We start from the raw sequence: 25,992 nt of genomic DNA, 5'->3' as shown, positions 1-25,992 counted from the left end.
CACCCAGCAAAATCAACCATCTTGCCGCCAAGTGCGACGTGAAGGTCATACAAAGGCGTGCGCTTCGGTGTGGTCATTTCTTCAACCTTTCATTCAGCGGGACTGGTCGCGAACGACCATGACAGTGCAATGCGCATTGCGCACGACACGGGCCAGGTTCGGGCCAATCTCGTAGTTCGGGAAATCGCCCTTGGTCGATGCCATGACGATCAGATCAAAGCCTTCCTTGTAGGCAAGCTTCAGGATTTCGCGGTAGACGCTGCCTTCTTCCACATGAACCGGCACGTCGGAAGCATTGGCATGATCCAGAATCGCCTGAACCGCACCCCGCACGTGGTCTTTGGCGCCGGCACCATAGTTGGCGGGCAGGTTCGGCAGCTGGATGATCTCGGGGATGACGGCAACCGCATGCAGTGCGACGTCGTAGAATTTGGCCTGCTCCAGCGCGACCGGCAGGGCCAGTTTCCACGAGCGGTCGTCGGTGTGATCAATGGGCAGCAGGATTTTCGTGGCCATCACGTCTCTCCTCGAGATATGGAATTCTATGTCAAAGGCGGGGGGCCGGGTTGGCCCCCCGTTTTGGTGGGGCCGAGCTTATTCGGCAGGTGTGCCGCCCGGCTCTTCGGACTTGCCGCCCGAGGCGAAGAACTCTTTCGTCAGTTTGAAAACGATCGGGCTCAGCAGCGCCAGGGCGATCAGGTTCGGGATGGCCATCATGGCGTTCAGCGTGTCTGCCAGCAGCCAGATGAAGCCCAGATCCGCAGTTGCCCCGAAGTAGATCATGACGATCCACAGAACGCGGTAGGGCATCAGGGATTTCACACCCAGCAGGAACTCGACACATTTCTCGCCGTAGAACGACCAGCCGAGGATGGTGGTGAAGGCAAAGATCGACAGAGCGATGGCGATCAGATACCCACCGATACCCGGAAGCGACAATTCGAAGGCGTGGCTGGTCAGAGCCGCACCGGATTCACCCGATGTCCATGCCCCCGACGCGATGATTGCCAAACCGGTGATCGAGCAGACGATGATGGTATCGATGAACGTCCCCAGCATCGCGATCAGACCCTGGTTGACCGGACCCTTGGTCTCAGCCGCTGCGTGTGCGATTGGCGCAGAACCCAGACCGGCCTCGTTCGAGAACACACCCCGTGCCACGCCAAAGCGGATGGCGGCCCAGACGGCTGCACCCGCGAAACCACCTTCTGCGGCGGACGGGGTGAACGCATGGGTAAAGACCAGTGACAGCGCATGTCCGATGTTGCCAATGTTGATGAGCAGAACCAACAGGCCTGCGATGATATAAGCAACGGCCATGAAGGGAACCAGCTTACCGGCAACGGCACCGATGCGGGTGATGCCGCCCAGGATGACAGCTGCGGTCAGAACCATCAGAACAACGCCCGTGACCGAGGTGTTGAGACCGAAATTGGATTCCAGGACCTGCGCCACACCGTTGGCCTGCACACCGTTGCCGATGCCGAAGGCAGCAACCGCGCCGAACAGGGCAAATGCAACACCCAGCCAGGCCCATTTCGCGCCCAGACCGTTTTTGATGTAGTACATCGGGCCCCCGACATAGTTGCCCAATTCGTCTTTCTCACGGTATTTCACCGCCAGAACGGCTTCGGCATATTTGGTGGCCATGCCCACCAGGGCGGTCATCCACATCCAGAACAAGGCGCCTGGACCGCCCAGGAAGACAGCAGTGGCCACACCGGCGATGTTGCCTGTACCGATGGTCGCCGACAGCGAGGTCATCAGCGCGTTGAACGGGCTGATCTGCCCTTCGCCCTGCCCTTCACGGCCTTTGAACAACAGGCTGAAGCCCGTGCCGATGCGCAGGATCGGCATGAACTTCAGCCCGACCTGTAGAAAGAAGCCGACGCCAAGAATGAGGACCAGCATCATCGGCCCCCACACGACGCCATTGATGGCCCCTACGATTGAATTCAACGCTTCCATGGTTTCCCTCCCATTTGCGTTTGGTTTATGCCCCAGTCGCGATGGCCCGCTGGCGGGCTTGCTTGAGGGCAGTGAAATCTTCGTCGGCGTGGAACGACGAACGGGTCAGCGGCGTGGCTGACACGTGCAAAAAGCCCTTGGAACGTGCGATCTGCTCCAGTTGGGCGAACTCCTCGGGCGACCAGAACCGGTCAATCGGATGGTGTTTCGGGGTCGGTTGCAGATACTGCCCGACCGTCAGAAAATCGACATGTGCCGCGCGCAGATCATCCATCACCTGACGCACGTCGTTCAGGCTTTCACCCAAGCCCACCATCAGCCCCGACTTGGTGAAAACCTCGGGGTTTGAACGTTTGGCGTCGTCCAGCAGCCGCAGCGAGGCATAATAGCGCGCGCCGGGGCGAACCGTCGGATACAGGTGCGGGACGGTTTCCAGGTTGTGGTTGAACACGTCCGGTGCTGCGTCAAAGACGATATTTGCGGCGTCGCCCTTGCCCAGGAAGTCGGGGGTCAGAACCTCGACCGTGGTGCCGGGGTTCTGCTGGCGTACGGCGCGGATCGTCCGGGCGATATGCTCGGCCCCGCCATCGGCCAGATCATCCCGATCAACCGACGTGATCACCACGTGGCGCAGGCCCAGCTTCTTGACCGCCGCCGCAACCCGGCCGGGTTCGAACGCGTCCAGCGCATCGGGGCGGCCGGTGGCCACATTGCAGAACGAACAGCCCCGCGTGCAGATCTCGCCCATGATCATCATGGTTGCATGGCGTTTGGACCAGCATTCGCCGATATTGGGGCAGGCCGCTTCTTCGCAGACCGTTGCCAGATCGTGCTCACGCATCAGACGCCGGGTTTCGTAATACGCGGCGCTGTCGCCTTTTTTCTTGCGAATCCACGCAGGCTTACGCGGGATCACGCTGTCGGCCTTCTTGGCCTTTTCCGGGTGGCGTGGTCGAAGCTGGATGGTCATCTGGCTGTCCCTCGTTATGCGTGGATTGCGCGGCCCATGGCATCGAGGCAGGCTTCCTTGACCGCCTCGCCCATCGCCGGGTGCGCATGACAGGTTGCTGCAACCTCGGCGACGGTCGCGCCTTTGGTCATGGCCAGTACCAACTCGGCGATCAGATCGCCGCCATGGGCACCACAGATATGGGCTCCGAGGATCTCGCCGTCGGAACCGGCCAGAACCTTGACTGCGCCATCTGTCTCACCCGTCGAACGCGCCCGCGAGTTGGCCATGAAGGCGAATTTGCCGACAACATATTCGACGCCCGCGTCTTTCAGTGCCTCTTCGGTCTGACCAACCGAAGCCACTTCGGGATCGGTGTAGACCACACCCGGCACGGTGTTGTAATCGACGTGACCGGTTTCGCCGGCCAGCATCTCGACACAGGCAACACCGTCCTCTTCGGCCTTGTGGGCCAGCATCGGGCCGGGCACACAGTCGCCAATGGCATAGATGCCGGGCACAGACGTTTGGAATGCTTCATCGACTTCGATGAAACCACGCGGGTTCACGGCCACGCCCAATTCTTCCAACCCAAGCCCGCGGGTGACGGGGCGGCGTCCGACGGCGATCAGAACCTTGTCGGCCTCGATCACCTCTTGCTTGTCCTTGCCGACGCGGTCCACGGTCAGGGTCAGGCCAGCCGCGGTTTTCTCAACCGATTTGAGGGCTCGGCCCAGGTGGAACTTCAAACCGCGTTTGGACAGCGCGCGTTGCGCCAGCTTGGCGATCTCGCCATCGATGCCGGGCAGAACGCGATCCAGATATTCGACCACAGTGACCTTGGCGCCCAGACGTGCCCAGACCTGCCCCAGTTCCAGACCGATGACACCTGCACCGATCACCACCAGATGATCCGGAACGCTCTGCAACGCAATTGCGCCGGTCGAACTGAGGACATCCTGCTCATCAATTTCAATCCCCGGCAGTGAGGTCGGCTCGGATCCGGTCGCGATCAGGATGGTCTTTGTTTCGTATACGCTGTCGCCGACCTTGACCTGACCGGGGGCCGGAATGCTGGCCCAGCCTTCGATCAGATCGACGCCGTTCTTCTTGAACAGGAACGCGATGCCCTTGGTCAGATCACCAACGATCTTGTCCTTGCGCCCCATCATCGCGCCGACATCAATGCTGGCCCCCTCGACCGCAATGCCATGGGAGGAGAGATGTGCAAGCTCGGCATATTTGGCCGAGGAGGTCAGCAACGCTTTGGAGGGGATGCATCCAACGTTCAGACAGGTACCGCCAAGTGCGCCGCGCCCTTCGACACAGGCCACTTTCAGCCCCAGCTGAGCCGCGCGGATCGCGGCAACATAGCCGCCCGGTCCGCCCCCGATAACGATGAGGTCGTAGGTATTCATTTCACGTTCTTTCAGTAGATCGGGTAGTTTGCACAGAGCGCGCGAACCTGTTCGCGGGTTTCCTTTTCGACGGTTTCGTTCCCGTCAGGAGACTGCGCGAGCGCCTCCAGAACATCCCCGATCAGATGGCCGATCTGCTTGAACTCTTCCGGGCCAAAGCCACGGCTGCACCCGGCGGCGGTGCCCAGACGGATGCCGCTGGTGATGGTGGGTTTTTCCGGGTCTCCGGGAACGCTGTTCTTGTTGCAGGTAAAGCCGGCCCGCTCGAGCGCGGCTTCGGCGTCTTTGCCGGTCACGCCGATCGGGCGCAGGTCGACCAGCATCAGGTGGTTCTGGGTGCCGCCGGAAACGATGTCACATCCGCGCGCCATCATGACGTTTGCCAAGGCCGATGCGCTGTCAACGACACGCTGCATATATTCCTTGAATTCAGGCTTGAGTGCCTCGCCAAAGGCCACCGCCTTGCCTGCGATCACATGCATCAGCGGGCCGCCCTGCAAGCCGGGGAATACGGCCGAGTTGATCTTTTTCGCCAGCGCTTCATCATTGGTCAGGATGATGCCGCCACGAGGCCCGCGCAGGGTCTTGTGCGTGGTCGAGGTCACGACATGTGCGTGTCCTACAGGCGAGGGGTGCAGGCCGGTCGCCACCAACCCGGCGATATGAGCCATGTCGGCCAGCAGCCATGCGCCAACCTCGTCCGCGATTTCACGGAATCTGGCAAAGTCGATTTTCTGCGAGTAGGCCGACGCACCTGCGATGATCAGCCTGGGCTTTTCCGCCCGCGCCAATTCGGTGACCTGATCATAGTCGATCAGCCCTGCATCGGTCAGACCGTACTGTACGGGCCGGAACCATTTGCCGGACTGCGCCGGTTTTGCGCCGTGGGTCAGATGGCCACCGGCGTCCAGCGACATGCCAAGAATGGTATCGCCCGGGCTCAGCAACGCCAGCTTGACGGCTCCGTTGGCCTGTGCGCCTGAATGGGGCTGTACGTTGGCATATTCACAGCCAAACAGTTTCTTGAGGCGTTCGATGGCCTCGACTTCGACTTCGTCAACATATTCGCAGCCGCCATAATAGCGGCGGCCCGGATAGCCTTCGGCGTATTTGTTGGTCAATACCGAGCCCTGCGCTTCGATCACGGCCTTCGAGACAATGTTCTCCGAGGCGATCAACTCGATCTGCTCCGCCTGACGCTCTCCCTCGCGTGAGATGGATGCGGCAATGACGGGATCTGCCTCAATCAGCGACGTTTTGAACATGGTCTCCTCCATTTGCCCCGAATCCTCAGTACGAAACTTTGTTTCCTATAGGGGAAATAATGCGCTTTCGGCAACAAAAATCTCTTATTCAAGAAGTTGCGTATATACTGGGAGGCATGTAACCTTTGATAAAACAGGGGAATTCAATGGGCGACGAAGGCCGAAATGATGTTTCCGGACAGGAAGTTCCGGATGAAGGTGAGGCCCTGGGCCGCTCCATCCGCGATGCGCGGCGCGCGAAAGGGTGGACTCTGGAAGAAGCCGGTCGCGCTGCGGGTATCGGGCGGTCGACGCTGTCCAAGATCGAAAACAACCAGACAAAGCCAAGCTTTGACATTGTGCGGCGTCTGACGCAGGCCCTGGATATGAGCACCCCGCAGTTGTTTCTTCAGTCGGGTCAATCCGGCATTTCAGGCCGCCGTGATTTCACTCCGAAAGGCGAGGGGGAAATCAAGGATACGCCCACTTACCTGCATGAACTGCTTTGCCCCGAACTGACCAGCAAGCGAATGCTGCCCTATATCGCGACAATCAAGGCGCGCGACCTGTCGGAGTTCGAGACGTGGATCCGACATTCCGGAGAAGAATTCATGTATGTGCTCAGCGGTGAACTCATCTTCGTGTCTGAACACTACCGCCCTTTGCCAATGAAGGCCGGTGACTCGCTCTATTATGACAGCGGAATGGGGCATGGGTGTATTTCGACCAGCGAAGAAGACGCCAAGGTGCTGTGGGTCTCGCTGGAATAACCTCCGTGGTTTTCCTTGGTTCTTGAGGTAAGCGGGCATCGCCTTGCGCACCCCCTTCAGCCGTCCTACAGGCTTCGGTGGCGAAACGCAGTCGGCGTCTGGCCGAATTCTGCCTTGAATGCCCGCGTCATGGCGCTGGCGTTTTCATATCCGCAACGACCGGCGATTTCGGCGATGGATTGTTCGGTATCTTCTGCCAGATTGCGTGCAAGGTTCAGCCGCAGCCGGCGATACAGCGCTTGCGGCGTGGTTTTGAGTTCCGCCTGAACACGCATTTCGATCCGCTTTTGCGAACACCCGATCTTGCGGGCCAATTCCCTGATCGAAAGAGGTGTTTCAAGGTTCGCCTGCATAACAGCCAGTGCGCGATTGACCAAAGTGTCTTCGGATTTCAGAGGCAAAGGGTAATGATCCTGCCCATTTCGGCTCATCAGAAGATACCCGACTTCCATGGACAAAAGAGGCCCGTGATCCCGCCGGATCAAGGCCGAGGCCAGATCGAACGCGGCCATCGCCCCGGAACAGGTCAGCCTGTTGCCGTCGATGACAAAACGTTCCTGCACCGCATCCACGGCCGGAAAGCTTTCTTCGAACCGGGAAAGTTCGTCCCAGTGAATGGTTGCCCGGTGCTCATCCAGCAAACCGGCGCGGGCCAGCAGCCAACTGCCGGTATCCAATCCGGCCACTTGCCGGTGTTTTTTGGCAGCATCCAGCACGGTACGGGTGGTCGATCGCGTGTCCAGCTTGCGATACCCATAAGACGGCATGACCACCAGAACGTCGCCTTGCTGGTCAGAGATTGAACCATTGGGTGTAACGACAAGGCCGCTGGAACTTTGAACGGGGTCTCCGTCAATGGAACAGAAACACCACGAATACAAAACCTGCCTCGACAGGTTGTTCGCAGCCCTGAGCGGTTCGACCATGTTTGCAAGGCAATGGTTCGAAAACCCGTTGAAGAGCAGAATGTTGTATTGTCGCGTCAAAAAATTCGAATTTGGCATGATCAGGTGTCAACTCTGCATGTCGTGACCATGAGTGATGGCGTTTGGTTGGTCAACCACCGATCCAGGGAACACGCGCCATGCAGTTTGGTCTGACAGAAGAACAGGAAATGATCGTCTCGACGGTCCGCAGCTTTGTTGAAAACGAAATCTACCCGCATGAAGACGCGGTCGAGCGCTCGGGAACCGTGCCTCCTGAGTTGGGCGAGCAGATCAAGCAGAAATGTATCGATCTGGGCTTTTATGCCTGCAACTTCCCCGAGGAAGTCGGTGGTGCGGGCCTGTCTCATCTGGATTTCACCTTGGTCGAGCGCGAGCTTGGCCGTGGATCGATGGCGCTGACGCATTTCTTTGGGCGCCCGCAGAACATCCTGATGGCCTGCAACGACGAACAGCGCGAACGTTATCTTCTGCCTGCCATACGTGGCGACAAGATGGACGCCCTGGCGATGACCGAACCGGATGCGGGGTCGGATGTGCGTGGTATGAAATGCCAGGCGGTGCGCGATGGCGGCGACTGGGTTGTCAACGGATCGAAACACTTCATCTCGGGCGCGGAACACGCGGATTTCTTCATCGTCTTCATCGCGACCGGCGTGGACGAAACCCCCAAAGGCCCGAAGAAACGCATCACCACTTTCCTGGTGGATCGCGGTACGCCGGGGTTCGAAGTGCGCGAGGGCTACAACTCGGTCAGCCACAAGGGCTACAAGAACTACATCCTGTATTTCGACAACTGCCGTCTGCCCGACGCACAGGTTCTGGGCGAGGTCGATGGCGGCTTTGCCGTGATGAATGAATGGCTTTATGCAACCCGCCTGACGGTTGCGGCATTCTCGGTCGGGCGCGCACGGCGCTGCTTTGACTATGCGCTGAACTATGCGGCCGAGCGCAAGCAGTTCGGCCAGCCCATCGGCAAGTTTCAGGGCGTTGGCTTCCAGATCGCCGACATGATCACGGAAATTGATGCCGCCGATTGGCTGACACTCGCCGCCGCATGGCGTCTGGATCAAAACCTTCCATCGAACCGCGAGATTGCCTCGGCCAAGCTCTATGCCTCGGAAACGCTGGCGCGGGTTACGGATGCCACACTGCAAATCTTCGGGGGGATGGGCTTGATGGACGATTTCCCGATCGAACGGTTCTGGCGCGATGCCCGGGTCGAACGCATCTGGGACGGCACCAGCGAAATCCAGCGCCACATCATCAGCCGCGATCTTCTTCGTCCCCTGGGCGCCTGACCATGAACAAAGACCTGACCCGGCTGCTGCGCCCGAAAACCATCGCCGTCATCGGTGGCGGCGCGTGGTGCCAGCAGGTTATTCTGCAATCCGAACGCATGGGCTATGCCGGCCAAATCTGGCCGGTGCATCCCAAAGCGTCGGAAATTGCAGGCCACAGGATTTTTGGCCACATCGAAGACCTGCCCGAAGCCCCGGATGCGGTTTTCATCGGTATCAACCGCCACGCCACCATCGAGGCCGTTCGTGTCCTGTCCAGTATGGGCGCAGGCGGGGCGGTGTGTTTTGCCTCGGGCTTTTCCGAGGCAGTTGCCGAAGATGACACCGGTGGGGACTTGCAGGATCAACTGATTGCCGCAGCCGGAGACATGCCCATTCTTGGCCCGAACTGCTATGGCTTCATCAACGCGCTGGACGGGGCGCTGTTGTGGCCGGACCAGCACGGGGCGACCCCGGTTGACAAGGGCGTGGCGATCCTGACGCAAAGCTCGAACATCTCGATCAACCTGACCATGCAGAAACGTGGGTTGCCGATCGCCTATATGATGGCCTGCGGAAACATGGCCCAGACCAGCCAGGCCGAAATCGCCTCGGCCTTGATCGACGATCCGCGCGTAACCGCGGTGGGTCTGCATATCGAAGGGTTCAAGGACATCCGGCAATGGGAGGCGCTGGCCGCCAAGGCCTATTCCAAAGGCATCCCGCTGGTCGCCCTCAAAGTGGGCGCATCGGAACAGGCGCAGGCGGCCACCATTTCGCATACCGCGTCTCTTGCGGGCAGCGATGCGGGCGCACAGGCCCTTTTGGACCGGCTGGGCATTCCGCGTCTGTCCGCGTTGCCCGACTTTCTTGAAACGCTGAAACTGTTGCACTGCTATGGACCGCTGCCGGGTGGCAGCATCGCTTCGATCAGTTGTTCAGGGGGTGAGGCCAGCCTGATCGCGGATATGGCCGTTGGTACGGGACTGCGTTTCCCGCAGTTGAGCGATGACAAAAGGGCGCGTCTGCGCGACGCGCTCGGCCCCATGGTCGCGCTGAACAACCCGCTGGATTATCACACTTATATCTGGCGCGACGAAGAGGCGATGGCACAGGCATGGTCGGGCATGACGGGTGAAGACATCGACCTGACGTTCTCGATCGTCGACTATCCGACGACGGATCCGACTGACTGGAGTTGCGCGACCCGCGCTGCGTTGAGAGTGCGTGCCGAAACCGGTGCTCGGTTTGCGATTGTTGCGACGCTGCCTGAACTTCTGCCTGAAGACGTCGCGCAGGACCTGATGGCCGGTGGTGTCGTTCCGTTCATGGGTCTGCGCGAGGCACTGGCGGCCACCTGCGCGGCTGGTCAGATCTCGTCCCCGTCCGCGCATCCTGTCTGGTTGCCTGGAACGGCTGAGGCGACCCAAACCCTGACCGAAGGCGAGTCGAAGCAGGCGCTGGCTGAATGTGGCCTGCATATCCCCCGAACCTGCACGGTTTCTGGGCCAGCGGCAGCCCTCGCAGCAGCGCAGGATATGGAAGCCCCCTTTGCCGTGAAAGGTGTTGGGCTTGCGCATAAATCCGAACACGCCGCTGTTCGGCTGGGCATTCAAACCAAAGACGTGGCCAGTGTGGCCGCTGACATCGGCACCGAAGATATCCTGATCGAAGAGATGATCACCGGAACCGTTGTTGAATTGCTGGTCGGTGTCGTCCGTGACCCGGCGCATGGGTTTGTCCTGACATTGGGGGCGGGGGGCGTGCTGACTGAAATCCTGCGCAATACGGCGTCGGTGCTGGTGCCAAGCGCGCCCGAGGACATCCGTGCCGCGCTTGGCAAACTGAAAATCGCCCCGCTTTTGGCAGGCTATCGCGGCCAACGGGCGGCTGATATGGATGCAATCATCGCCGCAGTCGACGCCGTTCAGGCCTATGTCATGCAAAATGCCGACACGCTTGGCGAGGTCGAGATTAACCCGCTCCTGTGCACGCCGGACAAGGCCGTTGCCGTGGATGCACTGATAAGAAAGGCCTGAGATATGGACCCGATCAAAACCCGCCGCGACGGAGCGATCCTTGAGGTGACGCTGGACCGGCCCAAGGCCAACGCCATCGATCTTGTCACCAGCCGCAGGATGGGTGAGGTGTTCGCTGCGTTTCGCGACGATCCAGAGCTGCGCGTGGCCATTCTGACGGGCGGCGGAGAGAAGTTTTTTTGTCCGGGCTGGGACCTGAAAGCAGCGGCCGACGGGGATGCGGTAGACGGGGACTATGGCGTCGGAGGGTTCGGCGGCCTGCAAGAGCTGCGCGACCTGAACAAACCCGTGATCGCGGCCGTCAACGGCATCGCCTGTGGCGGCGGGCTGGAGCTGGCCTTGTCAGCCGACATGATTCTTGCCGCCGATCACGCCACATTCGCCCTGCCGGAAATCCGCTCGGGGACTGTCGCGGATGCGGCCAGCGTCAAACTGCCCAAGCGCATCCCTTACCACATCGCGATGGAGTTGCTGCTTACCGGCCGTTGGTTCGACGCAGAGGAAGCCAATCGCTGGGGTCTGGTGAACGAGATCGTCGCCGCGGATCAACTGATGGACCGCGCCTGGGAACTGGCCCGGCTGTTGGCCTCGGGACCGCCCCTGGTTTATGCCGCTATCAAGGAAATCGTACGCGATGCCGAAGATGCCAAGTTTCAGGATGCCATGAATCGCATCACCAAGCGCCAGCTCAGAACCGTGGACGTTCTCTATGCCAGCGAAGATCAACTGGAAGGCGCGCGCGCTTTCGCCGAGAAAAGAGATCCGGTCTGGAAAGGGAAGTGAACTCTGATCGCAGAACGTGAATTTGCCATTTACTGATCCGCACAGCACGTGCACAGTTAGGCATGCCGTATTTCGAACGAAAACCATATGTTAGTGCATCTCGGGCGGTCAGCCCGATTGCTCCGCAGCCTGACAATCAACCGATTTCCGATATAGCGCGCCGCGTGCTCGACAGGGAACGGGGCCCGCAGCAGCATCTGGACGGTCCGTTCAGGTGCCGCAAAACCTGTCATCCGGGCGGCACCGCCACCATTCTGCTGTCCTTTGAAGCACCGGAAGGCGCGGCCCCTGTTCAGATGCAGTTCGAACCGGGGGATCTGACCAACCCGAACGGTGACATTCTGCCGGCCAACCGCATCAATGTGATCCCGCCACAAATCCAACTTGAACCGGGGGAAGCAACGGATGTTGCTGTTGCCGTCACTATACCCGATCTCACCGAACCCGGTGAATATCATGGCCGGATCGTCTGTACCGGAACGGACCAGACTTCGGTCGTGGTGGTGTTCGAGGTGGCGGGCGCTCAGACCTGACGGGTCACGAGATAGTCCATGAACTGTCCCAGAAACGCGCGCGGCGCGTCTTCTGTACCCGCGAACACCCGCGCGAACTCACTCCGGGCCGAGGCCAGCAGATCATTTGCCGCGTCTTGTGCATAGCGGATGCTGCCGTAATGGTTCATGCGCTCCAGCACCCAGGCGACATCTTGCGTCGACCGGGCATCGCGTGGGTTTGACAGCATCTCGGCCAACCGTGCCTGTTCGGGCTCTTCCGCCTTCAGGCCAAGCTGGCCCAGCATCAGCGTGCGTTTGCCTTCATAGATGTCCCCGCCGATTTCCTTGCCGTAACTGTCCTGAGAGCCGACGAGATTCAAGACGTCGTCCTGAATCTGAAACGCTGCACCCAGGAAAAAGCCAAAGGCATTGAAATCATCCAGATTAAGCGCACCGGACTCGACATCATGTGGCCGCGCAATCAGGGCCCCGATGCGCATCGGGTGAATGAAACTGTACCAACAGGTCTTTTTCAGACACATCCTCAGATAATCTGATGCATCGACGTTCAAACGATTGTCGCGAATCCAGCCAAGTTCCAACGCCTGACCTTCGATGGATTGCTGCAACAGATGGTCGAACTCATCCACCACGCGCATCCCGGTTTCCGGGCCCAACGGTCCCAGGTTCTGACGCAGCAGGCGCAGGGCCAGCGATTGCATCCCGTCGCCGGTATTGATCGCCAGGGGAACCCCAAGCCGCTTGTGCATACATTCGCGCCCGCGCCGGAAATCGCTTTGATCTTCGATGTCGTCATGGATCAGAAAGGCATTGTGCAGCAACTCAAGAACTGCGGCCGAGACCCTCGCATTCTCGCTGTTTCCACCGAAGGCTTCGCATGTCGCCAGTAACAGCGCAGGCCTCAGACCCTTGCCCGAGGTTTCGATGTAATCGCGCATCGGGCCATACAGATAGGCCTGAGGCTCACCCGTCGGCAACAGGCCCAACAGCGTTTCGCGCGCCTGATCCCCGTAGGAGGTCAGGGTTTTCAGAAAATCCTGTTTCGCCGCAGGATCCAAATGCGCGGTTCCGGGTTTCACAGGCTCAGCCCTTCTGGGTGATGATCACGCGACTTTTGTTTTCCCGCGCACCGGATCGTTCCGAACCGGCGCCAAAAGCAGAAAGCGGTGCATCCGAAACGGGCAAGGCCCTGGACAGGGCACCTGATTGACCGCTGTCCCGACCCAGATCATACGCGACATCTTCTGCCAACTCATCCCCCGGGATCGGCAGATCGGCAGTGGGCTCGTAATTCGCGATGAGGTCGAACAGCTCTTTCGGGGGGCAGATCATTCGAAGCGCTTCGGCAATGGCTGGCTCCTCGGTGATACCGCCAGGTTTTGAATATTCCGTTGCCGGTTCTCCTATGGCGGCAAGGGGGCCATCACCGCCACGATCAACTCCTGCCGTGTCCTGACCCATTTTCAGCGCGGCTTCGACCGCGACCGCGAACCGGTTGTCCCACGGAAGGCCAGCCTGATAGCGGGCGTAATCATAGGCCCGCAACGGTTTGAGGATGTCGGGCTCGTGCAGATCCCAAATCTGGCAGGGCTCTGCATCCGATCCACTGCGCTGGAGGATGGCGTTGACGGCACGGCGCGCGGCCTCGTTCGCCCCTTCCATCGTGGCAAGGTCGGTGAAAGTGCGCACGTAATCCGATGCCAGAAAGAAATTCGGGATCAATGTGGCCGCATCCGGGCGCAAGCGCCAGCTGTTGATACGGTTGACCAGCAAGGGTTCGACATTGCTTTGACGCTTGGGGTCGTTCGGGTCTTGAACGATATCGGGATCGAGGAACCAGTAATGCATATCCTCGTCCCGCAGAACGGTTTGGCCATCCACGTTGATGCCGCGCTTGACCTGTTCCCAAACCTCGCTTGCAATCTCTTCCCGGCTGCAATTTCGCGCTGTCTTCCCGTTCAGACCGGGTTTGTCCCATTCGGAAATGTCGATCGACAGCAGGCCTTTGGTCTTTCCTTCAGCCCAGTTGTCGAAATCAATCTGGTGCCAGAACTGTTTTTGCGACACAGCCGTCAAAGCCCATGGGCTGTCGATGAAAATGACGTGGCCATGGGTCAGTTCAACTTCCTTGGTCAGATAGAACTGAATGCCGTTCATCCATTGCACGTCATTGGCCAGCAAGGGCAACTTGGCAAGTGCGGGGTCAACCGCCATCATTTCCGGGGTCACAAGCGGTGCCATGCGTTCAATCGGCATGGCGCTGATGAACCAGTCCCCCGTGACCTGCTTTTCTTTACCATCCTGTTCGACTGTCGCGCCGATAATCCGCCCGTTCCGGCACTCGATTCCGGTGACTTTGGAGTCAAAATTGTACACGACCCCCTTGCTTGTCAGATAATCCAGCCACGGTTGAATCCAGACAAGATTGGTGGGCCCGTTCAGCAGCCTGTTGCAGTGTGGCTCGGGCGTGGCAATGCCCAGCTGAAGCTGAATAGCAATGTCCCCCACTGTCTTCGTGCTTGCCGTCGTGGCCTTGGCGGCCACCAGCGAACGGGTCAGGCCGATGGCAAGGAACTTCTGATAGGCTTCCGAACGGTCCTGCGCGCCGATGAAATCCCACCAACCGATCCGTTCGTATTCGTCGAACCGGCGTTCCTTGCAGGAACTCGCGATCCGCCACATGCAGGCGACAAAATGTTCGACATCCTCATACGCGATCTGGTCCCTCGGCGACAGCGCGAAGGCAATGGTCTTGAAGGCATCCGCAACATCCTTGAGCGTGCGGGGAAACCGTTCCGGGACAATGATGCCGGGCTTGTCGAACTGGCTGACCAGAACCTGAGTGGTCGGGACCAGATTGTCAAAGCATGTGCCCTTGTCGTAATACGGCGTGCGGGTCATCGTGTCGGTGATATGCCGATAAAAGTTCGGAAAGAACCTGAACCCATGTTCGCCGGGCAGCCAGGGGCGTTTCACGCCGGGCGGATAACTGGCCCCATCCATCTCGGCCCATTTCTCCAGTGCCTTGATGTGTTTTGCTTTTGAGCCATGATCCCCTTCACCCTTCATTACGGGGATGCTGCGGGCCTTGCCGCCGGGGATCAGCTGGCGTTCGTGGACTTCGACCTCGAACCCGCGTTCAATCAGTTCGTGCGCGGCGCTCATTCCGGCCACGCCGCCTCCAAGAATGACAACCTTGTCAGGCATCGGAAATTCCTTTCGCGGAATAGACGTCAAAGCGCAGGGTGATGTCTGACAGGCTGGCTTCGCCAATGCCAAAACCCTGCACCCGATTCATCCAGCTGAAATGCGGATTCGAGGTCAGGTAACGCGGCGCAAGCCGTACCGGAGCCGAAGCGGGCAGATTGCCCTTGGCCAAGGCCGCATATCCGTCCGGGCCGAAGTCACACACACCCGTATCTTCGAACAGGATCGGAGCTTTCCCGGTGGACGGTCTGATAAGCGCCTTTGCATGAAGCAGCCCCACGCCATCGGGCCGAACGCGCATCCAGTCTCCTCCGATCGGTTCGATCACCCCTTTCAGATGCGGGCCTTCGACGGTGCCACCTTCTTTGATGGCGAAATGCAGCCAGATCCCATCCGGTGTTTCTCCCGACGGGTGAAAGCTGCTTTCGAACGGCACCACAAATTTGGCAACATGTTCCAGTATCGGCGACGTCACTGCGGTTTTTGTCGGTTCCGGTGCGGCAGGTTGAACTGCTTTTTCCGGCCCGGGATCATATTCGCGCCCTCCCGACGTCAGCACCGGACGCCAGGACAGGGTTTTTTCCTGTGTCACGGACGGCAAAATGGCTGCGAATTGTTGAAACCCGGTTTGCGGGTCTCGCAACACGGGCCACCCGCGAATGGCACGCTCGGGGCCGCCTTCTTCCGAACAGATCAGACGTAGCGAGTCATGCGACGACACGGATGGACCTGCTTCCACCAGTACCCGACTGAGACCGTCTGCGTTGATCGCCTCGGACCAACGCAGGGTAACGCCCCGATCTGTAAACTCGCGCACGACCCGATCTCCGGTCAACAGGTTATCGTGCGGACGGCCTCAGCTTCTTTGATCCTGAGATGGAACTTCTGCTGCACGCGGAAGACGTGCTCGCCCTCGGCAGAGGTTTGCAGGTACTTCACGGCGATATCCGAAGGCACGACGATTTCAACCGGTGCACCCAGCAGGGACACAAGCACTGCCTTGTTCGCGGGCAGGGTGCTGGAACGCAGCAACGGCCCGTCCAGGAACGGAAGAATGCTGTCACGCGGCAGCACCATCGAATTCGGCAGCGGAGTCGTGACCGCACGGAACAGACCATTGCCCATCACACAGGCATAGGGGCCCAGATAGCCATGCGTTTCCAGCTTGCTGATGCCCTCGACGACGGCCTCGAAAACCTCGGTTCCGGTATAGTTCTTTTTGGTCGCGGAATTGGTTTTGCCTTCGCCTGCTTCAAGCAATCCCGGATATTTGCCACCGCCGCTGATCGTATAGATCTGCGGCAATGAGTCGGGCGCGCCGCCAGCGTGTTTGGGGGCCTGTCCGGTGCCGGGTTGACCGTTGAAAATGATGTCATCCTCTACCCGTGCCACAACGGCGGCCGCTCGGCGGAACATGATCTGAGCAGCCGTCAGTTCCGGATCAGCCACCTGTGCGCCTTTCAGGTACACGTTCACCGATACGGTGGTAAGGCGCAGCGTGTCATAATCGTTCACGTCAAGCCGCTGCTTGGATGCACCAGATGAGTTGTCGACCAGATCCAGCTTGTTCAGCGGAACGGACTGCGTGTCAGCGGGCAGCGGTCCGTACAGGGGCAGGAAACTGGCGGCCACCCGGGCGCGCAGTGCCTCGTCATGAACGGCCTTGTTCACGGCGCTCCACTGATCTTCGTTCCAATCCAATGCATCGGTCATTGTAAATCCCTCTCGGTGCTGCTGCCCAATTCGGCGGGGCAGTCAATCTTGTTCATTTTGCTTCTTTCAATCTGTCCAGCAGATCGCGGGCCCGCTGCTCCTGAACAACTCCACGGCAATCCCGGGCAAGCGAAAGCGCTTGTTCCGCCTCGCTGATTGCAGCGTCCAAGTCCCCTTTTGCGGCAAAAGCCTTTGCTCGCACACGGTGATATTCAGGTTTGTTCAACGTCTCGCCGCGTTCCCAGCCGGGAATGCAGACGGCTTCGAGCCGGTCCAAAGCCTGATCAACATCTCCGTGATCAATCATCAACTCAGACAGAACAATCTGATTCTGTGGAAAAGTAAAGTTTCCACCAGATTTGGAGATCAGGTTCATGCATGCCTCGATGCGTTCCGGAACGCCTGCAATATCGCCTTTCCCGGCCTGCGCGAGACCCATATAGATGTCCTGCATCGCGTGAAGGTAAAGAAACCCTTCCTCATCCGCGACTTTTCTGGCTTCTTTCATCGTCACATCAAGCCGGTCCCATTCCCCCGCATAGGGCAGGAACATGCTGCAAGCGCCCATGACGTAGACAAGGTTGGGTGCGTGGTTCAGCGGCCTGCTGACCTCGATGGCTTCCAGGCGCGCGGCCTCGGCTTTTTCGAGCTTTCCCTGCTGCCACAGCAGGCATCCCTGAATGGCCAGCAATGACGCGGCCGTGGAAGACTGGGTCATGGGCATCATGGCCATATCCAGCTCGGGCGTGATCAGGGCGAATGCGCGCTCCAGCTGTTGTTCGCATTCCGCAAATTCCCCGCGGAAGTAATGCGTAAAGCTCAGGGCCCGTGCCGCAAGCACATTTGCGACGGGGTCTTCGGTCATGCCGGCCATCATATCCAGCGCCTGTCCCATTTCCATCGCTCGGTTCATCTGACCGGCAACAAAGAAATGGGTCCAACGGCAGAAGGTTGCGGCGAAAAGCGTCTCGCCGTCGCCCAAAGTCTGGGCCAGTTCCATCGCCCGGGCGGCAGTTTCGCCGACCTGATCGGACGACCACCCGTAGATCGCCATATACGCCGGCAGAATATTCATCTGAACCCGAAGCTCGAAGCCATCGCGATCTGCGTTGGCCTTCATGGTTCCGATGTTGCGCAGGGCGGCCCGGAAAGCGGAAATCGCAGGCAGGTTCGCCAGCCGGGACAACGCCAGTTCACCTGCCGTGACCCAATTCGCAACGGCCTCATCCTTCAATCCGCCGAGATCGCAATGATGCGCGACGGTATCGGGGGCCGGGGTGCCGAATGCGTTGTGACCGTCCAGCAAGGCCCGGGCGATTTTCAGATGCACCTTCTGCCGGTCTTCCCGCAGCAACGAGTTATAGGCCGTATCCTGAACCAGCGCGTGGTTGAACGTGTATGTGGCCGACCCTGAATCGCTGGTGATCAGCACGACGCCAGCGGCCATAAGCTGCATGAGGGCGCTTTCCACATCCATGTCTTCATGCGCGACCGCGTGGATCATCTGAGCGGTGAAACTGCGCCCGATAACCGATCCGAGCTGAGCGACTGGCTTGGCATGTTCCATTCGGTCAAGACGCGACATCAGCGAGTCCTGAAGGGTGGCCGGGACGCTTAGTGTATCCAGAACCTCGGCATTGATCGGGGCATCCTGGGGCAGCTGGTCCAGAACCGCCTTTGTCATTTCTTCGATATACAGCGGCACGCCATCCGCCTTTTCGATGATCTGCCTGATCAGGATGACAGGCAAGCTGTACGGCTCGGCCACGCGCCGGACCAGTTCGGATGCCTCGGTGTTGCCAAGCGGAGACAGATCAATGCGCGCGGCTCGGCTCTCGAAATGTTCCGGAGGTTCGTATTCAGGTCGGTGCGACAGAACCACCAGTACCGGAAAGTTGCTCAAGGCGGATGCAAGCGCATCCAGTACATCCAACGTGGTTGCATCGGCCCAATGAACGTCTTCGACAACCAGCAACAACGTGCCGCGCCTGTCACACAGGCTGCCCAGACTGCGCAGCATCACGTCAAGGGATTTGCGCGCCTTCTTCAACGGGTCGGATTCTGTCGGGGCGCCGGCCTCGACACCTGCCAGATCCAGAAGAACGGGCAAGTCCGCGTCACTCAGCCGTGAGGCCGATTGCACGAAGTCCGAAATCGCAGCCCGGATGCTGTCATTTGATTTATCGCCAGAAACGCGCCTCAGTTCCCCTACGATCGGGTGCAGGGGAAGACTGGTCAGGTGCGGGATGCACTGCAATGTAAAGGGTTTGACCCCTATTGATTCAGACAGTGACTTGATCAGCCTCGACTTGCCGATTCCCGCAGCCCCCCTGACAAGCGCAAGCCGGCCCGAGCCTTTCTGCGCTTCGTTCCAAAGCCGGGTCAGGGTTGAAAGATCGTCATGCCGGGCGACAAGATCGACCGCAGATTGACCCACCCGTGCGTCGAAGCGGCTGGAGGACATGATTTCCGACACCACGCGATAGACTTTGCGCTGATTGTCAAAGCCTTTCAGCTCGTGGCTGCCACGTGGTTCGAATTCAAAGGCACCCTGAGTCAGCCTCCAGGTATCTGAAGAAATGATCACTTCACCCGGTTCGGCCAGCCCCTGAAGGCGGGATGCAAGATTCGCCGTTTCACCCACCAGAAAGTCCTGAGACCCCAGGCTTTTCGAGGAAACGACGCCCACGACTACCATACCGGTCGCAATGCCTGCGCGCAGGTCGAGCTTTTCTCCAAACTCGTTTTCAAGGTTCTGAACGGCCTCGATGGTCTCCAATACGGCTCGTACGGCCCGTTCGGCATCATCTTCCATGGCCTTGGGGTATCCGAAATACACCATGATGCCGTCGCCCTGCCGATAGGCCAGATGGCAGCCGTGCTGTTTCAGGGTGCCGATCGCCGTATCCAGATACAGGTTCATGATCTGCATCAGGTCTTCCGGATCATATCGCTGAGCCAGCCGGGTCGACCCCACAAGATCGCAGAAAACCAAAGTCAGCTGCCGCCGCTCGGCCTTGGACTGGACTTCGGGCCGCTTCGACGCTTCCTGCGATTTCAGCCTGGCCTGCGCCTTTCGAAAGCGCTTCCTTTCACCAACCGTCAACCCGAGATCACGCAGTTCCGGATCCGTCAATTCGTCCAGAATCTCGTCGTCTACGCCCTCTCTCTGAAACAGAGTGGCATAGTCATTCAGATCTGCCAGATGAAGGACTTTTGAAATACGTGGTGATGCCTCAAGGACTCGCGTCATTGTCTTGCGACTCCTTCCATAACTGTCCCCCTGTTTTCCCCTTAATACATATACATAATGTATATGTATAATCCAAAAGTAGAGAGGTATTCATGCTGAATCCATAGCAGGAACAGGCGGCACTGTTAACTTGTTACATTGATTGACCGGTTTACTTCAGAATTTCCACGTCGTCACGCGCATTTCCTTGGAAATCATAAGGTTCAAGTCTCAAGTTGACTTTGTTGGCAAGGTTTCAGGGCGGCCGAACGACCGGATAGGCAGGGCTGCGCCTGACGTCACGTCAAGGCTGACAGAGGTGCAAAAGTGCCGTGGCCGACATGAGATACCGGACAGAAAGGCAGACTCAACCCGAGCACCAGCAAGAAGCCGACGCCCGAACGTGCTTCGAATGGAAACATCTAAGCTCCAGGCGCATCCCGTGTTTTGCCCGGCCCGTTCTGCCCGTTCTGCCCGGGCATCCCGGCACCATGGAAAGCGGCTCAAAGATCTGAGACGAGGCAGGAAACATCCGGTATCTAGGGCGGATCCGGCCGTGGATGAAACCCTACTCCTCGGCCACGGCTTTCACATGGGCCGCAAAGGACGGGGCCAGCATCAGTGCTTTGCACCGCTCGAACCGGTTGGTGGCATAGGCCCAGAAATCTTCGGCGGGGTTTTCATCCGCATGCTGGATCAATCCCCACAGCGTCCACAGCAGGTCGCACATGGCTTTGTAGATCACCATGCGCCCGATCTGAGCCTCGCTCGGCGGGCCGTCGAAATAGGCCGTCAACATTTCTAGTTCCTGTTCGTCGTTCAGCCCGGCTTCGACCGACAGATCACCCAGATCCCAAAGGGCATCGTTCATGCCTGAATACTCGTAATCCACGATCCACATGCGCTGGCCGTCATCCAGAAAATTCTCGCACAGCGGGTCGCAATGACTCGGGACCAATGCTCCGGGTTTGTCCCGCAGCACCTCGCGGATCGGGGCCGCCTCGGCCACGACGTCCGCGTAACCCTCTGGCAGGGTCGCGTTTTTGTCCGCAAGCACCTTCATGTAGTCGTTGATCATCGAAAACAGCTCGAACCGAAACTTGAACGGCTCGGGGGCATCATGAAGCTGTCTCAGCGCCTTACCCGCTCGGGCGGCAGACCCGGGACGCGTCGCAAACATCTCGGGTGTCATCGTGACGATGTCGGGTACGCAATCACTGATCATCACGCCGGATGCCGCGTCTGCCCACAGAACTTCGGGGCCGACCCCGGTTTTCGCCGCCACCCGTGCGTTGTGGATTTCAACCGCGCGGTCGATATAGGCTTCGGTGCCTTCACCGGGGATGCGCACGATCACCGTCCTTGGCCCGCCTTCGACGCGATAGACCAGATTGGTCAACCCGCCCAGCCGCTGGGTGTGAATGTCCGCCTCGGCAAGGGTTTCGAACCCCGCCACGTTGCGAAGGGCCTGAATAATCTCATTTTTTGGTTCATTCTGCATCGCTCTCTCCCTCAGGCTTTCAAACGGCTGTTTGCCGGGTCGTAAAGCGGCCCGTCCACGCGGCGGATGGCGTGGCGTTCGCCGAACACCTCCACTTCGAAATCTGACCCACCAGCCAGTCCCGCAGGCAGATAACCGTAGAGGATGCTCTTGCCGACGGTAAACCCATAGCCACCGCTGCACGCAAGCGAGACTGTTTTGCCGCAATGCAGTATGGTCTCCCCTCCGGTGATCGGCAGCCGCACGTCGGTGATGAATGTACAGAGCCGCCGGTCGGGACCCTTCGCTTTCTGCGCCTCCAGCTCCGGTCGCCCGATGAAGTCCTGTTTGGATTTCAGATGTACCCGCGCGCCAAGGCCCGCTTCGATTGGCGAATAGTCGGGAGTGATGTCGGCGCTCCAATAAAGATAGCCTTTTTCCAGCCGCAAGGACTCGATCGTGCGGTAGCCGATGTCGCGGATGCCATGGCTCTGACCGGCTTGCCAAAGCAGGTCATAGACATGCAGGGCGAACTCGGTCGGAATATGCAGCTCCCATCCCAGCTCTCCGACATAGCCTATGCGGATCGCGCGGACCTTTGCCGTTCCCAAGGTGATCTCTCGGGCCGTTGCAAAGGGAAACGCAACGTTCGAGACGTCTTCTTCCGCAACGGCCTGCATCACATCTCGCGCTTTGGGGCCGCAGATGTTGATGACGGCGCGTGCCGACGTCATTTCGATCAGCTGCGCGCACCCGTCGCGGGGCAGGTGGCGTCGGATCCAGTCCGCGTCATGCACGCCGAATCCGGACCCGGTGACGATGTAAAAATGGTTCCGCCCCAATCGGGTGACGGTGATATCGGCTTCAACGCCGCCGCGATCATTGCACAATTGGGTGTAGATCACCGCGCCATCCGGCTTGTTCATGTTTGAAACGGCGAGGTTTTGAAGGGCCTCCAGCGCGCCGGGGCCGATCAGTTCGAACTTTGAAAAACTGGTTTGATCGATCAGAACGACCCCGTCGCGCGCGGCCTTGTGTTCCTGCTCGGCATAGGCTTTCCAACCCGGAGACAGGAAATCCAACTGATCCACCGGCTCTACACCGGCCGGAGCAAACCAGAGCGGCCGTTCCCAGCCATTCTTGGACCCGAATACGGCACCATGTTGTTTCAGCCGCTCATGCAGGGGCGACAGACGCAGGTTTCTGGCCGTTTCCGCCTCCTGCCCCGGATATCGCATCTTGTAATGATGCGCGTAATGCTCGACCGCGCGGGGATACATGAAGGCGCGCGTGGCGTGATGCGGACTGAACCGGCGCACGTCCAGAGGCCACAGATCAAGACTCGGGCGGCCATCGACAATCCACTCGGCGATCATCTCTCCTGCGCCACCACCTGCCGCGATGCCGTACAGAAATCCGGTCGCCAGCATCAGGTTTCGCAGCTCGGGCGCCCATCCCATGACAAAATCGCCATCCGCGGAGTAAGGGATGGGGCCGTTGATGACCTGCCGGAGTCCAACCGTGTTGACGACCGGCGTTACCTGACCTGCCAGTTCGGCAAGGGGGGCAAACCGCTCCAGGTTGTCGGGCAACAACTGCCGGACAAACGCGCCCGGAATGCCCCTGTCGCCGAACGGCAGCGTGTTGTCCTCATACCCGCCGATCACAAGCCTCCCGCCTGCATCCGGTTTGTAATACACCAGCCGCTCGGGATCCCGCAGGGTTGGCAGGCGTTTTACAAGATCGGGGTCGGGCAGGGGTTCTGTTACGATGTATTGATGCTCGACGGCGCAGGCCGGGACAACGACCCCGAGTTTGGCGGCCAGTTCCCGGCTCCACATTCCGGCGGCCAGAACGACGGTGTCCGCTTCATAATCCCCTTCCGATGTCATCACTTTGGTGATGCGATCGTTGTGGATTTCAAAATCGGTGACCTCTACGGATTGGCGGATCCGGGCACCGTGCATCCGGGCGCCGGTCGCGATTGCCTGACACAGGCCTGCGGGATCGACATGACCGTCCGAGGGGATAAAGGCCGCGCCTTCCAATCCCTTCGCGTCGATATAGGGAAACAGTGCTTTGGCTTCTGCCGCCGAGATTATCTCCATCTCCAGATCAAAGCTGCGGGCCATTGTCGCCAGACGCTTGGCTTCCAGAAGCCGCTCTTTGGTTGCCGCCAGGCGCAGGCTTCCGACTTTCTTCCAGTCGAACTCCATCCCGGTTTCTTCGGCCAGACGATCATACAGCGCCACGGACCGTTTCAGCATCCGCGTCGTGTTGCGTGATGACCGCAACTGCCCGACAAGCCCCGCCGCATGCCAGGTGGCCCCCTCGGTCAGGGACGCCCTTTCCAAGAGAACAACATCCGTCTCACCGGACCGTGCGAGGTGATACGCGATGGAGCATCCGATGATGCCGCCGCCAATGATGAGATGTCTGACCGACTGCGTTGTCATGCGTTCACTCACTTCAGGTGATATGCTGTCATCAAAAATCTCAAAACAACAAAAAGCAACATAAATGTTTGAAAAGTGTTGAAGTAAGTCGCTTGAACAGCGTCATTCTTGCAAGTAACCTGATGAAATCAACAAATAACGCGGCGCTATATGTCGAAATACGAGCAAGAGATTCTCAGCACGGTAAACCTGCATGGGCGAATTTCGGTCATGGAACTGGCGCGCATTCTCCGGGTGTCGGACCAGACAGTAAGGCGAATCGTGAAGCCGATGGTCGCCAAAGGCAGCCTGTCCAAGGTGCATGGTGCATTGGTCAGCACTCAAAACGTGTTGGATCCACCGTTTCTGGCCCGCATGACAAAGAACCGCGCCGCCAAAGTCGCGATAGCCGATGCCGTTGCGGGGCGGATACCGGACGGTTCGGCCATCGCCATCGACACGGGTTCGACCTCGGGCTTCATTGCTCAGGCACTTCGCGCGCGCAAAAACCTCACGGTGGTGACAAATTCGGCCTTCATCGCCGCCACGTTATCGATGGAAGAGGGCAACAGGGTGTTCATGGCGGGTACACAGTTGCGCAACCACGACGGCGCCGCTTTCGACCGGGCCGCTTATGACGTCATCGCAGGGTTCTCGGCCGGAACGGCCATATTGTCGGCATCACTGGTGCATCCCAGCAAGGGCTTCATGGTCTATGATCAATGCGAAGCTGACATGGCCCGCGCGATGTCCGATATCGCTGACCAGACCTTCATGGCGGTTGATTCAACAAAATTCAACGAGGCCCAGACCAGCCCGGCATTGCGCCTGCCCGGGTTGACGGAAAAGGACGTGCTTTTCACCGATCGCACATTGCCCGCAGCCTTCCGGTCCTTGCCCGGAGACGCGGAATTGGTGATAGCGGGCGTGAAAACACAAGCAGACAGCAATTGACTTGGTGACGAAACTGCCCGGCCCGACGTAACAAGCCGGTTCCACCGAAACGGTGAAACCGGCTGTGTTTCAGGCCGTCGCGCCCTTGATGCGAATGGCAGTGCCCAGACTTCCTGCACAGATGCCGACCACAATAGCGATGATCAGTTCCAGTGGCTCTACATGCGCAAACTGGAAGCCTGCAAAAACCAGCGTTTCAAGTACGCCGACTGCGCCGCCCAATGCCGCGCCCAGCCACAGCTTGCGGGTCATCATGCCCAGCGCCAGACCGAGTATGCCGGGCAAGCTCAGGACGTTTCCACCGATGGTTCCAAGTAACTCTAACATCTCTGCCCCCACATCAATTCGAGCTGTTGTTCAGGAAATCGCGGATGTCGTCACCCGTGGCAGCAGCGTGCTCCTGCGCATCTTCCTCTTCCAGTGCGGCAGTCACCTTTTCGTATGTTTCCAGGTAGTTGGGTGGCAGGCTGTGGGCGATGCCCTGGTGGCAATCGATACAGGTCATGCCGCTGTCAATGGCGCGTTGGTGTTCCGACGCGGCGCGTGTTTCCTGAATGGTGAAGTCCATGTAGTCAAAGTTGTGACAGTTGCGGCACTCGCGGCTGTCAGACGCTTTCATCTTCTTCCACACGGCCGAGGCCATCGCCAGGCGATGTTCCTCGTACTTCTCGGGTGTGCTGATCGTGCCCGCCAGTTCATGATAGACGTCCTTCACGGCCATGATCTTGGCTTTGATCTTGTGGTTCCACTCATCCGGAACGTGGCAATCGGAACAGATCGCACGCACGCCCGAGTGGTTGTTGTAGTGGACCGTCTCGCGATACTCGCCCAGGTTCGTTTCCATCGTGTGACAGGACACACAGAACTCTTCGGTGTTGGTCAGTTCCAGCGTCCAGTGAAACCCACCCCAGAACAGGATACCGGCCAGAAAACCGGCGAGGATCAGAAAGCCCGAACTGAACATCACTGCCGGTGTCCAGATCGCGTTCCAGAGGCGACCAAGCAAGCCGCGTTTTTCAGGGGAGTCTGCCATGTCGGTGCTCCTTTCAGTCTTGCGTTGG

Annotated in this window: 21 protein-coding genes; 6 read left to right on the top strand and 15 right to left on the bottom strand. The window is 59.2% G+C overall.

Annotated features, from left to right (window positions below; all coding sequences use genetic code 11):
• Positions 1 to 93 precede the first annotated feature (93 nt).
• From AC2FF8_RS11905 to glyA, 5 genes are all read right to left on the bottom strand, one after another.
• Positions 94 to 516, bottom strand: a complete 423-nt coding sequence (locus AC2FF8_RS11905; RefSeq protein ID WP_496879787.1) for a universal stress protein — start codon at positions 514 to 516, stop codon at positions 94 to 96.
• Positions 517 to 594: 78 nt separating this feature from the next.
• Positions 595 to 1,968: an alanine/glycine:cation symporter family protein gene (locus tag AC2FF8_RS11900; RefSeq protein ID WP_170345519.1), complete on the bottom strand. Its 1,374-nt coding sequence runs from the start codon at positions 1,966 to 1,968 to the stop codon at positions 595 to 597.
• A gap of 25 nt (positions 1,969 to 1,993) precedes the next feature.
• Complete coding sequence (gene lipA, locus AC2FF8_RS11895; RefSeq protein WP_496879786.1) at positions 1,994 to 2,938, bottom strand: lipoyl synthase; 945 nt, start codon at positions 2,936 to 2,938, stop codon at positions 1,994 to 1,996.
• Positions 2,939 to 2,952: 14 nt separating this feature from the next.
• Positions 2,953 to 4,335, bottom strand: a complete 1,383-nt coding sequence (lpdA, locus tag AC2FF8_RS11890) for a dihydrolipoyl dehydrogenase (RefSeq protein ID WP_496879785.1) — start codon at positions 4,333 to 4,335, stop codon at positions 2,953 to 2,955.
• A gap of 11 nt (positions 4,336 to 4,346) precedes the next feature.
• Complete coding sequence (glyA, locus tag AC2FF8_RS11885; protein WP_480684793.1) at positions 4,347 to 5,600, bottom strand: serine hydroxymethyltransferase; 1,254 nt, start codon at positions 5,598 to 5,600, stop codon at positions 4,347 to 4,349.
• Positions 5,601 to 5,746: 146 nt separating this feature from the next.
• Between glyA and AC2FF8_RS11880 the strand changes: the two genes are divergently transcribed.
• Positions 5,747 to 6,349: a helix-turn-helix domain-containing protein gene (locus tag AC2FF8_RS11880; RefSeq protein ID WP_257601341.1), complete on the top strand. Its 603-nt coding sequence runs from the start codon at positions 5,747 to 5,749 to the stop codon at positions 6,347 to 6,349.
• 65 nt (positions 6,350 to 6,414) lie between these two features.
• Here AC2FF8_RS11880 and AC2FF8_RS11875 read toward each other — a convergent pair whose 3' ends face one another.
• A complete protein-coding gene (locus AC2FF8_RS11875; protein WP_425079517.1) occupies positions 6,415 to 7,353 on the bottom strand; it encodes a GlxA family transcriptional regulator in 939 nt (312 codons plus the stop codon).
• 80 nt (positions 7,354 to 7,433) lie between these two features.
• Here AC2FF8_RS11875 and AC2FF8_RS11870 point away from each other — a divergent pair, with 80 nt between their 5' ends.
• From AC2FF8_RS11870 to AC2FF8_RS11855, 4 genes are all read left to right on the top strand, one after another.
• On the top strand, positions 7,434 to 8,594 hold the full coding sequence (locus AC2FF8_RS11870; protein WP_496879784.1) for an acyl-CoA dehydrogenase family protein: 1,161 nt from the start codon (positions 7,434 to 7,436) through the stop codon (positions 8,592 to 8,594).
• 2 nt (positions 8,595 to 8,596) lie between these two features.
• Positions 8,597 to 10,612 carry an acetate--CoA ligase family protein gene (locus tag AC2FF8_RS11865; RefSeq protein ID WP_496879783.1) on the top strand — a complete coding sequence of 672 codons (2,016 nt, stop codon included), beginning with the start codon at positions 8,597 to 8,599 and terminating at the stop codon, positions 10,610 to 10,612.
• Positions 10,613 to 10,615: 3 nt separating this feature from the next.
• On the top strand, positions 10,616 to 11,395 hold the full coding sequence (locus tag AC2FF8_RS11860; RefSeq protein WP_170345511.1) for a carnitinyl-CoA dehydratase: 780 nt from the start codon (positions 10,616 to 10,618) through the stop codon (positions 11,393 to 11,395).
• Positions 11,396 to 11,457: 62 nt separating this feature from the next.
• Positions 11,458 to 11,928: a hypothetical protein gene (locus AC2FF8_RS11855; RefSeq protein WP_496879782.1), complete on the top strand. Its 471-nt coding sequence runs from the start codon at positions 11,458 to 11,460 to the stop codon at positions 11,926 to 11,928.
• Here AC2FF8_RS11855 and AC2FF8_RS11850 read toward each other — a convergent pair.
• The 7 genes from AC2FF8_RS11850 to AC2FF8_RS11820 form a co-directional block, all read right to left on the bottom strand.
• The gene (locus AC2FF8_RS11850) at positions 11,919 to 12,989 is read right to left on the bottom strand and encodes a polyprenyl synthetase family protein (RefSeq protein WP_480836835.1); all 1,071 of its coding nucleotides are present in this window, start codon (positions 12,987 to 12,989) and stop codon (positions 11,919 to 11,921) included. The genes AC2FF8_RS11855 and AC2FF8_RS11850 overlap by 10 nt on opposite strands.
• A 4-nt stretch (positions 12,990 to 12,993) precedes the next feature.
• On the bottom strand, positions 12,994 to 15,117 hold the full coding sequence (locus AC2FF8_RS11845) for a hydroxysqualene dehydroxylase (protein ID WP_496879781.1): 2,124 nt from the start codon (positions 15,115 to 15,117) through the stop codon (positions 12,994 to 12,996).
• Complete coding sequence (locus AC2FF8_RS11840) at positions 15,110 to 15,934, bottom strand: DUF3237 domain-containing protein (RefSeq protein ID WP_496879780.1); 825 nt, start codon at positions 15,932 to 15,934, stop codon at positions 15,110 to 15,112. The genes AC2FF8_RS11845 and AC2FF8_RS11840 overlap by 8 nt, the downstream gene beginning before the upstream one ends.
• A 14-nt stretch (positions 15,935 to 15,948) precedes the next feature.
• Entirely contained in the window at positions 15,949 to 16,830 is an 882-nt protein-coding gene (locus tag AC2FF8_RS11835) for an encapsulin (protein ID WP_170345506.1), read from the bottom strand.
• A 52-nt stretch (positions 16,831 to 16,882) separates the two neighbouring features.
• On the bottom strand, positions 16,883 to 20,083 hold the full coding sequence (locus AC2FF8_RS11830; RefSeq protein ID WP_496879779.1) for an adenylate/guanylate cyclase domain-containing protein: 3,201 nt from the start codon (positions 20,081 to 20,083) through the stop codon (positions 16,883 to 16,885).
• 547 nt (positions 20,084 to 20,630) lie between these two features.
• The gene (locus AC2FF8_RS11825) at positions 20,631 to 21,563 is read right to left on the bottom strand and encodes a phosphotransferase (RefSeq protein WP_496879778.1); all 933 of its coding nucleotides are present in this window, start codon (positions 21,561 to 21,563) and stop codon (positions 20,631 to 20,633) included.
• Positions 21,564 to 21,574: 11 nt separating this feature from the next.
• On the bottom strand, positions 21,575 to 23,998 hold the full coding sequence (locus AC2FF8_RS11820; RefSeq protein ID WP_496879777.1) for a GcvT family protein: 2,424 nt from the start codon (positions 23,996 to 23,998) through the stop codon (positions 21,575 to 21,577).
• A gap of 150 nt (positions 23,999 to 24,148) precedes the next feature.
• Here AC2FF8_RS11820 and AC2FF8_RS11815 point away from each other — a divergent pair, with 150 nt between their 5' ends.
• Complete coding sequence (locus AC2FF8_RS11815) at positions 24,149 to 24,931, top strand: DeoR/GlpR family DNA-binding transcription regulator (protein WP_496879776.1); 783 nt, start codon at positions 24,149 to 24,151, stop codon at positions 24,929 to 24,931.
• A gap of 69 nt (positions 24,932 to 25,000) precedes the next feature.
• Here AC2FF8_RS11815 and AC2FF8_RS11810 read toward each other — a convergent pair whose 3' ends face one another.
• Both AC2FF8_RS11810 and AC2FF8_RS11805 read right to left on the bottom strand, forming a co-directional pair.
• Positions 25,001 to 25,258 carry a hypothetical protein gene (locus tag AC2FF8_RS11810; RefSeq protein WP_425079527.1) on the bottom strand — a complete coding sequence of 86 codons (258 nt, stop codon included), beginning with the start codon at positions 25,256 to 25,258 and terminating at the stop codon, positions 25,001 to 25,003.
• Between the two features lie 13 nt (positions 25,259 to 25,271).
• Complete coding sequence (locus AC2FF8_RS11805) at positions 25,272 to 25,964, bottom strand: NapC/NirT family cytochrome c (protein ID WP_170345500.1); 693 nt, start codon at positions 25,962 to 25,964, stop codon at positions 25,272 to 25,274.
• Between the last annotated feature and the right edge of the window lie 28 nt (positions 25,965 to 25,992).

Source organism: Ruegeria sp. YTSA144 (assembly GCF_059610125.1).
Note: the sequence above shows the minus strand (reverse complement) of the source record. Positions and strands in the feature narration are given on the sequence as shown.

Coding starts and splice junctions, on each gene's coding strand:
- AC2FF8_RS11905 (WP_496879787.1), bottom strand. CDS start 516: ATGGCCACGAAAATCCTGCTGCCCATTGATCACACCGACGACCGCTCG.
- AC2FF8_RS11900 (WP_170345519.1), bottom strand. CDS start 1,968: ATGGAAGCGTTGAATTCAATCGTAGGGGCCATCAATGGCGTCGTGTGG.
- lipA (WP_496879786.1), bottom strand. CDS start 2,938: ATGACCATCCAGCTTCGACCACGCCACCCGGAAAAGGCCAAGAAGGCC.
- lpdA (WP_496879785.1), bottom strand. CDS start 4,335: ATGAATACCTACGACCTCATCGTTATCGGGGGCGGACCGGGCGGCTAT.
- glyA (WP_480684793.1), bottom strand. CDS start 5,600: ATGTTCAAAACGTCGCTGATTGAGGCAGATCCCGTCATTGCCGCATCC.
- AC2FF8_RS11880 (WP_257601341.1), top strand. CDS start 5,747: ATGGGCGACGAAGGCCGAAATGATGTTTCCGGACAGGAAGTTCCGGAT.
- AC2FF8_RS11875 (WP_425079517.1), bottom strand. CDS start 7,353: ATGCCAAATTCGAATTTTTTGACGCGACAATACAACATTCTGCTCTTC.
- AC2FF8_RS11870 (WP_496879784.1), top strand. CDS start 7,434: ATGCAGTTTGGTCTGACAGAAGAACAGGAAATGATCGTCTCGACGGTC.
- AC2FF8_RS11865 (WP_496879783.1), top strand. CDS start 8,597: ATGAACAAAGACCTGACCCGGCTGCTGCGCCCGAAAACCATCGCCGTC.
- AC2FF8_RS11860 (WP_170345511.1), top strand. CDS start 10,616: ATGGACCCGATCAAAACCCGCCGCGACGGAGCGATCCTTGAGGTGACG.
- AC2FF8_RS11855 (WP_496879782.1), top strand. CDS start 11,458: ATGCCGTATTTCGAACGAAAACCATATGTTAGTGCATCTCGGGCGGTC.
- AC2FF8_RS11845 (WP_496879781.1), bottom strand. CDS start 15,117: ATGCCTGACAAGGTTGTCATTCTTGGAGGCGGCGTGGCCGGAATGAGC.
- AC2FF8_RS11835 (WP_170345506.1), bottom strand. CDS start 16,830: ATGACCGATGCATTGGATTGGAACGAAGATCAGTGGAGCGCCGTGAAC.
- AC2FF8_RS11830 (WP_496879779.1), bottom strand. CDS start 20,083: ATGACGCGAGTCCTTGAGGCATCACCACGTATTTCAAAAGTCCTTCAT.
- AC2FF8_RS11825 (WP_496879778.1), bottom strand. CDS start 21,563: ATGCAGAATGAACCAAAAAATGAGATTATTCAGGCCCTTCGCAACGTG.
- AC2FF8_RS11820 (WP_496879777.1), bottom strand. CDS start 23,998: ATGACAACGCAGTCGGTCAGACATCTCATCATTGGCGGCGGCATCATC.
- AC2FF8_RS11815 (WP_496879776.1), top strand. CDS start 24,149: ATGTCGAAATACGAGCAAGAGATTCTCAGCACGGTAAACCTGCATGGG.
- AC2FF8_RS11810 (WP_425079527.1), bottom strand. CDS start 25,258: ATGTTAGAGTTACTTGGAACCATCGGTGGAAACGTCCTGAGCTTGCCC.
- AC2FF8_RS11805 (WP_170345500.1), bottom strand. CDS start 25,964: ATGGCAGACTCCCCTGAAAAACGCGGCTTGCTTGGTCGCCTCTGGAAC.